Below are 12,513 nucleotides of genomic sequence, written 5' to 3'. Positions count from 1 at the left end.
GGCACGCACCGAGCACGCGACGGCGCTGCAGGCCGAGGTGGACCGGGAGCGGCCGCCCGTTTCCTCGTCGTCGGCCAGGCCGCCCGCCGCCCCGGACGTGCCATCGGACGGGGTCGCCGCGCTCGCCGACGCGCTCACGGCGGCGGAGAAGCAGGCCGCCGACCTGGTCCCGTCCGTGTCGCGTTACCGGGCAGGGCTGCTCGGCTCGGTCGCCGCGGGCTGCGCGAGTCTCCGGGTGGTGCTGACATGACCTCGCCGACGCCACCCCCCTCGCAGGGCCCGACGTCGCTGCCGGACGACGCCGCGCAGGCCACCCAGGACGCACTGAGCGCCGAGCACGCCGCCCTGTGGGTGTACGGGCTGGTGAGCGCGTTCCTGCCCGCCGACTACGGCACGGCTCTGCAGGAGGCCTCGAACGCGCACCGGGCGCGGCGGGACGCGACCGAGCTGCTGCTGAGCGGCGCCGGGCAGAGCCCGAGGTCGGCGGAGGCCGCCTACGTGCCGCCGCAGCCGGTCACCGACCAGGCCACGGCGATCGCCGTGCTGGTGGTGGCGGAGACGGACGTGACGGTCGCGTGGCGTGCGGTGCTGGAGCGCACGGACGACAAGACGCTGCGTGCGGCCGGTCTGGCCGGGCTCACCGACGCGGCGGTGCGGGCAACGCGGTGGCGGCGCGCCGCCGGTCTCACGCCCGCGACGCCTCCGCTGCCCGGCACTCCCGGCTGAGGCTGATCACTCAGCCTGACTTGGTGTCGACCTGCTGCGCGAGCCGCAGGGCGTCGTTGCAGACGGGGTCGAGGATCTCGTCCTCGTCCTTCTTCTGGGTCTGCTCGTCCTCGCTCTGGTCCTTCGGGTCCAGGTCGGCCTCGACGATCACGACCTCACGGCCGTTCTGCTTCGCCGCGTAGCCACCACCCGCGCTCAGCCGGTCCATGCCCTCGATCGTGACGCCACCGTCCCGCACCACGTCGTTGATGTTGCCGGAACCGTCCTCGTCGGTCAGCGCCCGCAGCTCGGCGGCCGCCTCCTCGTCGGGCATGGTGACCACCGAGACCGACGCGTACACGGTGCGCCCGTCGATCTCCGTGACGAACAACTGCTGGGACAGGTGGTCACACGGGGTGGCCTGCAGGTGGGCCTGGATGCGGCCGTACGCGTGCTCAACGCAGTTCTCGTCGGTCTCGGGCTCCGGCATGTCCGGGTGCGGCTCGAGGGCGAACCTGCCCTCGTTCTGCTGCTCGGTGCCGCCATCGTCGGCACCCGTGCCCGGCGACTTGCCGTCGTCGGTGATGTAGTACCAGACCACGCCGGAGATGACCGCGACCGCGACGAGGCCCACGATCCGCAGGGCCCACTGCAGACCGGGTTTCCCCGGCGGACGGGGCGGTTCGTCCTGGCGGAACTGGATCGGCGGTGGGCGATCCGGCCGCTGGGGACCGTTGGCGGGCCACTGCGGTTGCCCGGGGCGGTAAGGAGCCGACACGGGTGGCACCGTAACCGGACATACGTTTGTTAACCAGGGCGAGGTCCCCTATCGGGCACTGTCAGGGTCTGGTAGCCAGCGCGCCGAGCACCCGGTCGACGTCGTCCTCGGTGTTGTAAAGGTGCCACGACAGCCGGGTCCTGCCTGCACGAACGCTGCTCACGACGCCCGAGGCGGCCAGCCGGTCCCGCTGGTCGGCGGTGAGTTCGAGAGAGGTGATCGCCGAGCAGGCGGATTCCAGCCCCAACTCGGTCAGCACGGTGTCGGCGAGCCGCGTGCAGTGGTCGCGTACCCGCGTCATGTCCAGCCCGGCGAGCCACTCGGTCGAGAAGGCCGCACCCAGTTGCGCGAACCACACCGGGGACAGGTCCAGGCGCCGTGCGGTGTCGGCGAGGCGCAGCGGCAGGCCGTAGACGCCGTCCCACGGGTCCTGCGCGGCGTACCAGTTGGCGACGTGCGGGACGAGTGGCGCCGCGTTCGGGTGAACCGCGAGCCACGCCGCGCCACGCGGCGCGAACAGCCATTTGTAGCTGCCGCCGACCACGTAGTCCGCCCAGTCCAGCCGCAGGGGCAGCCAGCCGACGGCCTGTGTGGCGTCGAGGAGGACGGGCGTGCCCGTGGCCCGCAGCGCGTCGAGATCGGCGAGCGCGCCGTCGGCGGACGCCACCACGCTCACCGCGACGAGATCAGCGTCGGCGGCGGCCTCGGCGAGCTTCCCCGGCGGCACCTCCGTCACGGTCACACCGCGCTTCTCCTGCACCGCGAACGGGAAGGTCACGCTGGTGAACTCGCTTCCCACGGTCACCACCCGCGTCCCGTCCGGCACGCTGGCGGCGACCAGTCCGACCAGCTGCGAGACGCTCGCACCGCTCGCCACGTGTTCCGGCGCGACCCCGGTGAGCCGGGCCCAGGCCGCCCGCGCCCTGGCGACGTACTCGTCGTACTGCGGCGGCCGCGCGGCACCCGTGCGCCACCCCGTGACGCCCTCGGCCACCGCATCGGCGACCGCCGTCGACGGGATACCGATGCTCGCCGTGTTCAGGTAACCGGTTGGCACGTCGAACCACGCACCGAACGCCTCTCGCACGGTTTCGAACCTACCCGCGAAATTCGGGCGCACGCCGGTGCGCGGCGGCGCCGTGAGCTAATGGCGGCATGGAGACCACCGAGATCGAGGTGCGGACCGGCGGCAGCGAGGTCGTGCACGACCTCACCGGGGACTGCGCGGAGTTCCTGTCGTCGGTCGGCGCGGCGGACGGGTTGCTGAACGTGTGGGTGCCGCACGCCACGGCGGGCATCGCGGTCATCGAGACCGGCGCGGGCAGCGACGACGACCTGCTCGCCGCGCTGCGTGACCTGCTGCCCGCCGACGACCGCTGGCGGCACCGGCACGGTTCGAAAGGCCACGGGCGGGACCACGTGCTGCCCGCACTGGTCCCGCCATCGACCACGGTTCCGGTCGTCGACGGCCGGCTCGCGCTCGGCACCTGGCAGTCGATCTGCCTGGTGGACACGAACGTGGACAACCACACGAGGAAGGTGCGGCTCAGCTACCTGAGCTGACCAGCTCCCGCGTGTCCGCCGGGACCTCCCGCTCCTGCCGTCGTACCGGCCACACCATCACCACGAGCCCGACGACGGCCATCGACACGAGGACGATCACGCCGATCCGCACGTCCGGCGCGTCCGGCACGCCCTGCAACAGGCTGCGGAGACCTTCCGTCGAGAAGCGGAACGGGGTCCACGACCACAACAGCGTGCGGTAGGCCGGGTCGAGCATCTCCGGCACGGTGCCCGCGACCGCGGGGGCGAGCAGGTACATCGGCCCGAGGATCGCGGCCGCACGCAGGTGGAGCAGGCGCACCAGCGCACCCTGGACCGACGCGAACGCGACGGCGGTCAGCAGCATGAAGCCGAGGACGTCCCAGCCCAGGTCGAGCGAGGAGTCCCACAGCTTCATCAGCCCGGCGACCGCGCCGGTGGCGAGCACGCTGACCGACACGACGAGCGTCAGCCGTGCGCCCGTACGGGCGCGGACACCGGACCGGATCACCAGCAGCCCGAACGCCATGGCCGCGACCAGGCCGCCGATCCACAGGAGCGCACTGGCGGCCAGTGGCGCGGTCCTTCCCGCCGTGCTCGCGGCGTGGAGTGTCTCCACCTTCGGCGGCGCCACCCGCAGGTTCTGCTGCGCCAGCGCGCCGGCGAGCCCTTGCGCGGCACCGGTGAGCACCTGCTGGGCGACCTGCGTGCCCTGCGGGTTGACGGCGCCGGAGGTGACGATCGTGAGCGCGGGACCGGGGTGGAGCTCCAGGATCCCGTAGATCTCCTTGTCCTCGAGGAGGTCGCGGGCGTGCGCGAGGCCGGTGACCTGCCAGTCGACAGCGTCGCCGCCCTGGCTCGCGATCCGGCCCGCGGCCTCGCCGAGCTGGGGTGGACCGTCCTGCGGGACGGCGACCGCCAGCGGCAGGTGATCGGGCGCGGCGGTCGCCTGCACGCCGAAGGTGAGGAAACCGAGCACCGTGGCGACCACCGCCCCCACAAGGCCCAGCCCCACCGCGACCGTGGTGGTCGGGTTGCGCATTTCTCCCCCTCCATTCATCACACGTTGAATTCAGGGCGACGGTACGCCTTTCCCGCAACGTGGGTCAACTGGTGTTGAATTTCCGGCGCTGTCGGTGGTCCATGTCACGATGGCGGGGTGAGAACGCTCGTGTTGTGGGACATCGACCTGACCCTCGTCGACTACTCGGGTATCGGCAGACGCTGGTACGCGGACGCGCTGGCCGAGGTGGCCGGCGTGCGGCTGGCGCACCTGCCGTCGTTCCCGGGCCGGACCGAACGTTCGCTCGCCCGCGAGTTCCTGGCGGCCCACGATTTCGAGCACTCGGACGAACAGGTGGAGCGGTTCTTCGCGGCGCTCACGGCGCTGGCGGAACAGGACCGTGAGTCACTGCCCAGCCTGGGCCGCGCGCTGGCGGGCGCGCGGGAGATCCTGGCGGAGCTGTCGACGCGCGAGCACGTGGTGCAGTCCCTGGTGACGGGCAACCTGCCGGTGCTGGCGTCGTACAAGCTGGAGGCGTTCGACCTGCACCACCACATCGACTTCGAGATCGGTGGCTACGGCTCACTGTCCGAGCACCGCCACGACCTGGTCGAAGCCGCGATCACGCAGGCGAACACCAAGCACGGCACCCACTTCGAGTCCGTGGTGGTCATCGGCGACACCCCACACGACGTGGCGGCAGGCCTCCACCACGGCACGACGACCGTCGGTGTGGCAACCGGCCGCTACACGGTGGAGGAACTGACGGAGTCCGGCGCACACGTGGCGCTGGCGGACCTGTCGGACACCCCCGAGGTGGCGAAAATCCTTCTGGGATAAGGGTTTCGTGGCCTCCGGCCCCCCGATTCCCAGCCTACCGGAGACCACCGACAACGACGCCCACCGCACGGCGGGTTGTCCACAGCGGAGCGAGTTGTCCACAGACCGCCCGCGCACCAACGATTCCTGTCGCCCCCACCCCGTACGCTGGAAACCGGGGCCGGAGGCCCGCCCCCAGCGGGAGGCGCCGCCACACGCGAAACGGCCGCCGAGTCGAAACCCGGCGGCCGCTCCCAGCTCTGTCAGCCCTGTCAGTCGCGAACCAGCGCGGTCAGGTGCGCCACCGCGTCGCCGACCGCGACCTCGGTCCGCTCCCCCGACTTGCGGTCCTTCACCTCGATGACCCCGTTGGCGAGCCCACGCCCGACCACCACGATCGTCGGCACCCCGAGGAGATCGGCGTCCGCGAACTTCACCCCGGGCATCGCCGTCCGGTCGTCCAGCAACACGGTCAGCCCGGCCGCGTCGAGATCGGCGGCGAGCCGCTCACCGCCCGCGCGGATCTCGTCGGACTTGCCCGCGATCACGACGTGCACGTCGGCAGGCGCGACGCCACGCGGCCACAACAGCCCGTGCTCGTCGTGCGACTGCTCGGCGAGCACGCCGACGAGCCGCGACACCCCGACGCCGTAGGACCCCATGGTGATCCGGATCGGCTTGCTGTCCGCACCGAGCGCGTCGAGCGAGAACGCGTCCGCGTACTTGCGTCCCAGCTGGAAGATGTGCCCGATCTCGATGCCCCGCGCGGCGACCAGCGTGCCCCGCCCGTCCGGCGAGGGGTCACCCTCCCGCACCTCGGCGGCCTCGATCGTCCCGTCCGGCGTGAAGTCGCGCCCGCACACCAGGTCCACCACGTGGTGGTCGGGCTTGTCGGCCCCCGTCACCCATGCGGTGCCGGTGACGACGCGGGGGTCGACGAGGTAGCGAACCCTGTTGTCCTGCAAGGCCTTCGGCCCGATGTACCCCTTGACGAGGAACGGGTTGGCCGCGAAGTCGGCCTCCTCGAGGATCGCGGCCTCGCGCGGCTCCAGTGCGGCCTCGAGGCGCTTCATGTCCACCGCGCGGTCACCGGGGAGCCCGATCGCGAGCAGCTCCCACTTGTGCTCGCCGGGCGCCCGCGTCTTCAGCAGCACGTTCTTGAGCGTGTCCGCCGCGGTGAACTCGCGCCCCAGCTCCGCCTTGTTGAGGAAGTCGACCAGGGTCTCGATGGTCGGCGTGTTCGGCGTGTGGTGCACCTGCGCGGCGGCCTTGTCCGCCACGGACCGCGCCGGGGGCGCCGGCGTGTGGACGGCCTCGACGTTGGCGGCGTAACCGGACTCGGTGCTGCGCACGAACGTGTCCTCACCGGTCTCCGCCTCGGCGAGGAACTCCTCGGACGCGGACCCGCCCATCGCACCGGACATGGCCGACACGATCACGTACGACAGGCCGAGCCGGTCGAAGATCCTGATGTAGGCGTCGCGGTGCTTCTGATAGCTCGCCGCGAGCCCGTCATCGTCCAGGTCGAACGAGTACGAGTCCTTCATGAGGAACTCGCGACCGCGCAGGATGCCAGCCCTGGGCCGCGCCTCGTCCCGGTACTTCGTCTGGATCTGGTACAGCGTGACCGGGAAGTCCTTGTACGAGGTGTACTCGCCCTTCACGGTGAGCGTGAACAGCTCCTCGTGGGTGGGGCCGAGCAGGTAGTCCGCGCCCTTGCGGTCCTTGAGCCGGAACAGGTTGGGGCCGTACTCGGTCCAGCGGCCGGTCGCCTCGTAGGGCTCGCGGGGCAGCAGCGCGGGGAACTGGATCTCCTGCGCGCCCATCGCGTCCATCTCCTCGCGGACGACGCGCTCGATGTTCCGCAGCACCTTCAGGCCCAGCGGCAGCCAGGAGTAGCCACCCGGTGCCACCCGGCGGACATACCCGGCGCGCACCAGCAGCTTGTGGCTGGGCACCTCGGCGTCCGCCGGATCCTCACGCAGCGTGCGCAGGAACAGCGACGACATCCTGGTGATCACGGCAATACTCCTTGTGCGGGAAAACGTGCTGCAAAGGGTAGTGAACGACCCCCTGCCAGCGCAGGCGGGTTATGCGAGCCGCTCACCGGCCGCCGGCCGCACGAGCCGATCCTCGGTCACGATCGCGGTGACGAGGTCGGCCGGCGTGACGTCGAACGCGAGGTTGAGCGTCGGGATGTCCGGCAGGCCACCCAGTATCTCCCTGCCGTCCCGCACCTCGATCTCCACGTCCGCGCCGGACGCCAGCGCCGGGTCGACCGTCGACTCCGGCGCCGCCACGAGGAAGGGCACACCGGCCCGGGCGGCGGCCAGTGCGAGCGGGTAGGTGCCGATCTTGTTGACCACGTCGCCGTTCGCGGTGATCCGGTCCGCACCGACCACCACGGCCTGCGCGAGACCCCTGGCCAGCACGGTCGCGCCCGCGGAGTCGACGACGAGCGTGTGGTCGACGCCCATGTCGGCCAGCTCCCAGGCGGTGAGCCGTGCGCCCTGCAGCAGCGGGCGGGTCTCGTCGACGTAGACGTGGCGCAGGCGGCCCCGCAGGTGCAGGGACCGGACGACGCCGAGCGCGGTGCCCCACTCGACACACGCGAGCGCGCCCGCGTTGCAGTGCGTCTGTATCGCGATGGGTCCGTCGAACCGCTCGGACAACCAGTCCGCGCCCCGGTTCCCCAGCGCGCGGTTGCGTACGACGTCGGACTCGAGGACCTCCAGCGCGGCCGCGAGCACGGCGTCCGCACCGGCGGGCAGCCTGGCGAGGACCTGGTCGACACCCCATGCGAGGTTCACCGCGGTCGGCCGCGCGGCACGGAGCGCGGCGAGGTCGTGGTCCCTGCGGGATGGGTCGTCCCGGACCGCCATGGCCGCCCCCAGTGCACCCGCTACTCCCAGTGCGGGAGCCCCCCGGATGGCTAGTCGCTGAATGGCGTCGACCAGGTCCTCAACAGTGAAGATGTCCAGGATGACGACGTCGTTCGGTAGCTTCGTCTGGTCGATCGCCACGATGTGGTGATCTCGCCAATCAATGGTTCGCACGAGCCCCATTTTGTCGGTGCCCGCCCGTAGCGTGCGCGCCATGAACCTCAAAATCGGCGGAATCACCATCGACAGCACCGACCCGCGCACGCTGGCGGAGTTCTGGAAGCAGGCACTCGGCCTGGAGGTCGCGTTCGACGCGGACGGCTGGTTCGTGCAGCTGAACACCCCCGCCAACCCGGCTCAGCCCTATCTCGGCCTGCAGAAGGTGGCGGAGAAGCGGGCCGGCAAGAACCGCGTGCACGTCGACCTCGCGACCGACGACAGAGAAGGCGAGGTCAAGCGCCTGGCGTCGCTCGGCGCCACGGTCGGAGAGACACACGAGATGCCCGGCCTCACGTGGACGGTCTTACAGGACCCGGAAGGCAACGAGTTCTGCGTGGGGTCGCAGGGCTGAATAAATCGGTTGCGACTCGGTTGCGGGGGCTGACATCCTGCGAGCCGTCGTTTGAAGCGCGCCGGTCGGTGACCGGCGGACGTGAGGGAGGTGCCGACAGATGGCTAACAAGGTCGCCTGGACGTGGCACGCCCTCGTCCGCCCGTCCCACTGAGAGTCGTCGCTACGCGCGCCTTGGTGGGGCGCTCACATCTTCTCTTGAGGAGAACCCACCAGTGCGCACGCACGATTTCGAAGACTTTCTTGACGACGACAACCCGCACGAACAACGCCGGTCCAGGCCACGCAGGTCCAGGCGCGACGACACCGAGTTCGACCCGGTGCAGACTCGCGCGGGCAGGCTGACCGAACAGGAACGCATCCGGCTGGCCGCGATACGCGAGAGCGCGCTCGCGGCCCCACCGCTGCCCGACGGCGCCGACCGCTGGACCACCTGGGGCGACGGCGAACAGGGCCCGCACCCGAGGCCGGACTGGGTGGTGACGGAACTGGCCGCGGCCGACAGCGAGTTGGGTGTGCTGAAGACAGGCAAGGAAGCGGATGTCCACCTGATACAGCGGGCGGTGCCGGACACCGGCCGAGGCTGCGTCATGGCCGCGAAACGCTACCGCTCGAACGAACACCGGATGTTCCACCGCGACGCCGGTTACCTGGAAGGCCGCAGGATGCGCCGCAGCCGCGAGATGCGTGCGATGGCGAACAGGACGTCGTTCGGCCGCAACCTGATCGCGGAACAGTGGGCGGTGGCGGAGTTCGCCGCGCTGTCACGCCTGTGGTCGATCGGTGCTCCCGTCCCGTACCCGGTGCAACGCCACGGCACCGAGCTGCTGATGGAGTACCTGGGCGACGAGGACGGTTCGGCGGCACCACGCCTGGCGGAGCTACGCCCGTCGGGCGGGGAGCTGGAAGACCTGTGGCACCAGCTGACGGAGGTGCTGACCCTGCTGGCGACGGAAGGCGTCACCCACGGCGACCTGTCGGCATACAACCTCCTGGTCCACGAGGGCAGGCTCATGCTGATCGACCTGCCACAGATCGTGGACATGGTGGCGAACCCGAGAGGCCTGGAGTTCCTGGCAAGGGACGTGGCGAACGTGGCGGACTGGTTCAGGTCCAAGGGCCTCCCGGAAGACAAGACCAACCCGACGACCCTGACCGAAGAGCTGATCGAGGCAGCGGGCCTGGACTGACTCACCCGGGGGAAGTAACCCCGCCGACCGGCACCACCCGGCCGGCGGGGCCCACACCTGCGCATACCCGCGCTTGCCGCCCGACTCACGCCGCCCGTTCCTTCTTTCCGCACGGCGGTGGATGCCCGTGTTCGGGATCGCCGCCGCTGTCGCCGGCATCGTCATCACCCTCGCCCTGCAGGCGCAGTGGGCACGCGAGATGGACGACCTCCAGCGCGACCTCGACCAGTTTCAGACCGAGCTGAACCAGGACCTGGAGTCGTGCGCCGCCCAGTACGAGAACTGGGACCCGATGGACCCCAACTCGCCGGCACCGGTTTGCTGACCGACCGCAACCTCGGAGAGGTCAGGTGCGACATGCAGGTCATGCTCACGCGCACACGACTCACCCTGGCAGGGATCGCCGCAGCCGCGGTGTTGGTGACCGGATGCTCAACCAACGACGACACCGAAGCGGCACAGCCGCCCTCGAGGTCGACGTCGACGACACCCGACACCAGTGCCGCGCCGGCTGCCGACCCCGTCACCACCGACGCGTGCCGCAGCCTCGCCGACGACCAGAACCTCAAGAAGTTCTGGTCCGACCTCGCTAACCAGGGCGTCACGACCGGCGCTCAGGGGATGCTGGCCGGGATGGCGGTGATGCGGCTCGGGAAGTTCACGTCCGACCCCGACCTAGATCCGGCCGTGGCTGACGCGATGGAGTCTGCGGTGACCGCTGTGGGCGACATGAACGTTGAACGCGCGGACGGCGCCGAGTTCGACGTCGAGCAGTTCCGGGACGCGATCACACCGGTTGTCACTGCCTGCCAGGACGCAGGCGTGGACATGGCGGTCGAGTAGCTTGACGCAGCAGTGCGCCCCCAGAACCGGACAGGCTCTGGGGGCGCAGGTCGTGCAGTGGGTCAGCGGGTCAGGCGGTTGCCCTTCACCGCGGCCAGCAGGCCGCCGAGGTCGACGCGCAACCGCGGCCCATCCGGGTTCTTGCTGTCCCGGACACCGCCCGTGTTCCCGAGTTCGACGCAGTCTCCGTTGTCTCCGCCGCTGAAGCTCGACTTCTTCCAGCGCACCGTGGCGCCGGACGTATCTGTCATGGTTGCTCCCCTTCCTGCTATGCCCAGGTCTATGCGTTCACCAGGCTAGCTAGCAGCGCTCGGGAGTCGCCTGGTGACAACGCGTGCCTGGTCAGGGAGTCGAACGTGCGGGTGTAGCGGGCCAGGTCGGATGGACGTTCGAGGTAGACCGCGCCGTCGTCGTGCTCGAGGTACACAAAGTTGGGTGCCGGTTCGCCCGGCAGGGTGAGGAGGGAGAACGCGCCCTTCATCGCCGCGTGCGGGCCGACCTCGAACGGCAGGATCTGCAGGGTGATGTTGTCGCGGAGCGAGAGGTCCGCGAGGTGCTGCAGCTGGGTGTGCATCTCCCCGATGGGGCGGCGGATCACGGCCTCGTTCAGGACGACCCGGTAGATCGGCGGCCGGGCGGCGAACCGCTTCTGTCGTTCGAGGCGGAACGCGACACTCTTCGCCAGCTCGTCCTCGGTCGCGCCCGGCCCGTACGAGGCGCGGAGCGCACGCGTGTAGTCAGCGGTTTGGAGCAGACCAGGGACCATTTCGGACTGGTAGACGCGGATCTCTTCGGCGTCGGCTTCGAACCCGACCCAGGTCGCGAACCAGTCGGGCATGGTGTCGGAGTAGGACAGCCACCAGCCGCGTTCGTTGGACTCCTCAGCCTGCCGGACCAGCGTGTCGACGAGCGGTGCTCCGACGTCGTAGAGCTGGCAGAGGGCACGGACGTTCTTGGCGAGAATGGCGTGCTTGCCGTTCTCGATACGGCTGATGGTGGCGGCACGGATCCCGGCGTACGCGCCAGCCTCTTCTTGTGATTTGCCTGCGGCTGCGCGGAGGTCGCGGAGGTGTTTGCCGAGTCGCCAGCGGCGCACGAGTGAGCCGGGGCTCAGGTCGTCCATGTCGTCCATGGGGCATAGTGTGCCGCACATGCGCCACGTACTTACGTGGTTCCCCCGATAGGCGTATTCCCGTCACGTACTTACGTGGCGTACATTCGTGTCGTCGATTTCGGCCGGCGGCCCGCGTCGCCTCTCCCTTCCTGTTGCCCAGGTCTGTGAGGGGCGGCGTCGGGTCCTCGAATGAAACGTTGCGATCACGGGGAGCCGCTGTGCAGGGAAACGGAGACCGCCCAACCGAGCGTGAGGACCGCCCGCCAGCACGACCGAGCGAGGCCATCCCCGAGGAGCGGCGTCTCGACAGCACGCGCTACCCGTGGCAGTGGCAGGTCCACGACCGGGCTGGGCGGAAGCGTCCTCTCGGCTACGGCACGGACCTCGACACGGACGGCAACGTCGTGATCGTCGGTGTCGGTCCGGACTACTGGACCACTGACCCGGACACCTTCATGCAGATCACGTTCGCCCGGACGGGTGTCTACCAGCGGGCAGTGGACATGCAGGCGGCGGTCGACGAGCAGCGTCGGCACTCCAATCAGCAGCCGGGGTCGTGACCATGTGGTGGCTGCCGTTCGTGCTCCTGGCCGGGGTGGTCTTCGGACTGATCGGCCTGGTCGTCTACGCGGCGAGGCGGCAGCCATGAACCTCATGTGGATCGTGATCCTCGGGGGGCTGACGCTCGCCGTGCGGATGGTGCTTCATCCTCCGCGTCCGCGTGTCAGGCACTACCGGCGCCGCAACAGGCGGTGGCTGAAGAAGATGCGCCAGCAGCGGGCACTTGAACTTCGGGACAGCCGTGTCGCCCCCGGCCGCCCCGAAGCGGGCAGCGCAACTCCCCCTCGCGCGCTGCCCCAACGGGCCGGGGGTGATGTCGGCGGCCGCGTCGTACCCGCCACATCACCCCCGGCCCCCTCTGCCCTGACGGGCGCGGTGTGCCCCCGACGTGCCGCGCCCGTCAGGCCACCTCACGGAGGTGCGTGATGGGTAGACACTCCGACCCTGCCTGGCCTGGTGACCTGCTGTGGCGGCAGTCCCCGTGGGACCACTTCGTACACGCCTT

Annotated in this window: 15 protein-coding genes and 1 pseudogene; 9 read left to right on the top strand and 7 right to left on the bottom strand. The window is 70.2% G+C overall.

All coding sequences use genetic code 11. The features are described from left to right. Positions 1–250, top strand: a pseudogene (locus WBA97_RS17160) (hypothetical protein); the annotation flags it as partial. Further along, on the top strand, positions 247–726 hold the full coding sequence (locus tag WBA97_RS17155) for a ferritin-like domain-containing protein (protein ID WP_424231832.1): 480 nt from the start codon (positions 247–249) through the stop codon (positions 724–726). The pseudogene WBA97_RS17160 and the gene WBA97_RS17155, both read left to right, overlap by 4 nt. Before the next feature lie 10 nt (positions 727–736). Here the strand turns inward: WBA97_RS17155 and WBA97_RS17150 are convergent, their stop codons facing one another. Together WBA97_RS17150 and WBA97_RS17145 are read right to left on the bottom strand one after the other, a co-directional pair. Further along, the gene (locus WBA97_RS17150) at positions 737–1,483 is read right to left on the bottom strand and encodes a hypothetical protein (RefSeq protein ID WP_424231831.1); all 747 of its coding nucleotides are present in this window, start codon (positions 1,481–1,483) and stop codon (positions 737–739) included. A gap of 61 nt (positions 1,484–1,544) precedes the next feature. Next, positions 1,545–2,570, bottom strand: coding sequence for an aminotransferase class V-fold PLP-dependent enzyme (locus tag WBA97_RS17145; RefSeq protein ID WP_424231830.1), 1,026 nt, complete (start codon positions 2,568–2,570; stop codon positions 1,545–1,547). A 68-nt stretch (positions 2,571–2,638) separates the two neighbouring features. On the opposite strand from WBA97_RS17145, the gene WBA97_RS17140 reads away from it, so the two are divergent. Then, entirely contained in the window at positions 2,639–3,046 is a 408-nt protein-coding gene (locus WBA97_RS17140) for a secondary thiamine-phosphate synthase enzyme YjbQ (protein ID WP_424231829.1), read from the top strand. On the opposite strand, the gene WBA97_RS17135 is transcribed toward WBA97_RS17140, so the two are convergent. Then, a complete protein-coding gene (locus WBA97_RS17135) occupies positions 3,030–4,067 on the bottom strand; it encodes an ABC transporter permease (RefSeq protein ID WP_424231828.1) in 1,038 nt (345 codons plus the stop codon). The two genes, WBA97_RS17140 and WBA97_RS17135, sit on opposite strands and share 17 nt — an antisense overlap. A 117-nt stretch (positions 4,068–4,184) precedes the next feature. Here WBA97_RS17135 and WBA97_RS17130 point away from each other — a divergent pair, with 117 nt between their 5' ends. Next, positions 4,185–4,868: an HAD family hydrolase gene (locus WBA97_RS17130; protein WP_424231827.1), complete on the top strand. Its 684-nt coding sequence runs from the start codon at positions 4,185–4,187 to the stop codon at positions 4,866–4,868. A 251-nt stretch (positions 4,869–5,119) separates the two neighbouring features. Here the strand turns inward: WBA97_RS17130 and WBA97_RS17125 are convergent, their stop codons facing one another. Next, positions 5,120–6,868 (bottom strand): proline--tRNA ligase, encoded by a 1,749-nt coding sequence (locus WBA97_RS17125; protein ID WP_424231826.1) that lies wholly within the window; start codon positions 6,866–6,868, stop codon positions 5,120–5,122. Positions 6,869–6,937: 69 nt separating this feature from the next. Then, entirely contained in the window at positions 6,938–7,912 is a 975-nt protein-coding gene (mtnA, locus tag WBA97_RS17120) for an S-methyl-5-thioribose-1-phosphate isomerase (protein WP_424231833.1), read from the bottom strand. A gap of 31 nt (positions 7,913–7,943) precedes the next feature. On the opposite strand from mtnA, the gene WBA97_RS17115 reads away from it, so the two are divergent. From WBA97_RS17115 to WBA97_RS17100, 4 genes are all read left to right on the top strand, one after another. Further along, a complete protein-coding gene (locus WBA97_RS17115; protein ID WP_424231825.1) occupies positions 7,944–8,300 on the top strand; it encodes a VOC family protein in 357 nt (118 codons plus the stop codon). A 215-nt stretch (positions 8,301–8,515) separates the two neighbouring features. Then, on the top strand, positions 8,516–9,490 hold the full coding sequence (locus WBA97_RS17110) for a serine protein kinase RIO (protein ID WP_424231824.1): 975 nt from the start codon (positions 8,516–8,518) through the stop codon (positions 9,488–9,490). A gap of 121 nt (positions 9,491–9,611) precedes the next feature. Next, positions 9,612–9,815 carry a hypothetical protein gene (locus WBA97_RS17105; RefSeq protein ID WP_424231823.1) on the top strand — a complete coding sequence of 68 codons (204 nt, stop codon included), beginning with the start codon at positions 9,612–9,614 and terminating at the stop codon, positions 9,813–9,815. Between the two features lie 32 nt (positions 9,816–9,847). After that, positions 9,848–10,333, top strand: a complete 486-nt coding sequence (locus WBA97_RS17100; RefSeq protein WP_424231822.1) for a hypothetical protein — start codon at positions 9,848–9,850, stop codon at positions 10,331–10,333. 62 nt (positions 10,334–10,395) lie between these two features. Here WBA97_RS17100 and WBA97_RS17095 read toward each other — a convergent pair whose 3' ends face one another. Then, positions 10,396–10,584, bottom strand: coding sequence for a DUF397 domain-containing protein (locus WBA97_RS17095; protein WP_424231821.1), 189 nt, complete (start codon positions 10,582–10,584; stop codon positions 10,396–10,398). A 29-nt stretch (positions 10,585–10,613) separates the two neighbouring features. Then, positions 10,614–11,465, bottom strand: a complete 852-nt coding sequence (locus WBA97_RS17090) for a helix-turn-helix domain-containing protein (RefSeq protein WP_424231820.1) — start codon at positions 11,463–11,465, stop codon at positions 10,614–10,616. A gap of 200 nt (positions 11,466–11,665) precedes the next feature. Here WBA97_RS17090 and WBA97_RS17085 point away from each other — a divergent pair, with 200 nt between their 5' ends. Further along, the gene (locus WBA97_RS17085; RefSeq protein WP_424231819.1) at positions 11,666–12,007 is read left to right on the top strand and encodes a hypothetical protein; all 342 of its coding nucleotides are present in this window, start codon (positions 11,666–11,668) and stop codon (positions 12,005–12,007) included. Positions 12,008–12,513 lie beyond the last annotated feature (506 nt).

Source organism: Actinophytocola sp. (genome assembly GCF_049647105.1).
GTDB lineage: Bacteria > Actinomycetota > Actinomycetes > Mycobacteriales > Pseudonocardiaceae > Actinophytocola.
The sequence above is the reverse complement of the archived record's forward strand: the minus strand, read 5'-3'. Positions and strand labels throughout refer to the sequence as shown.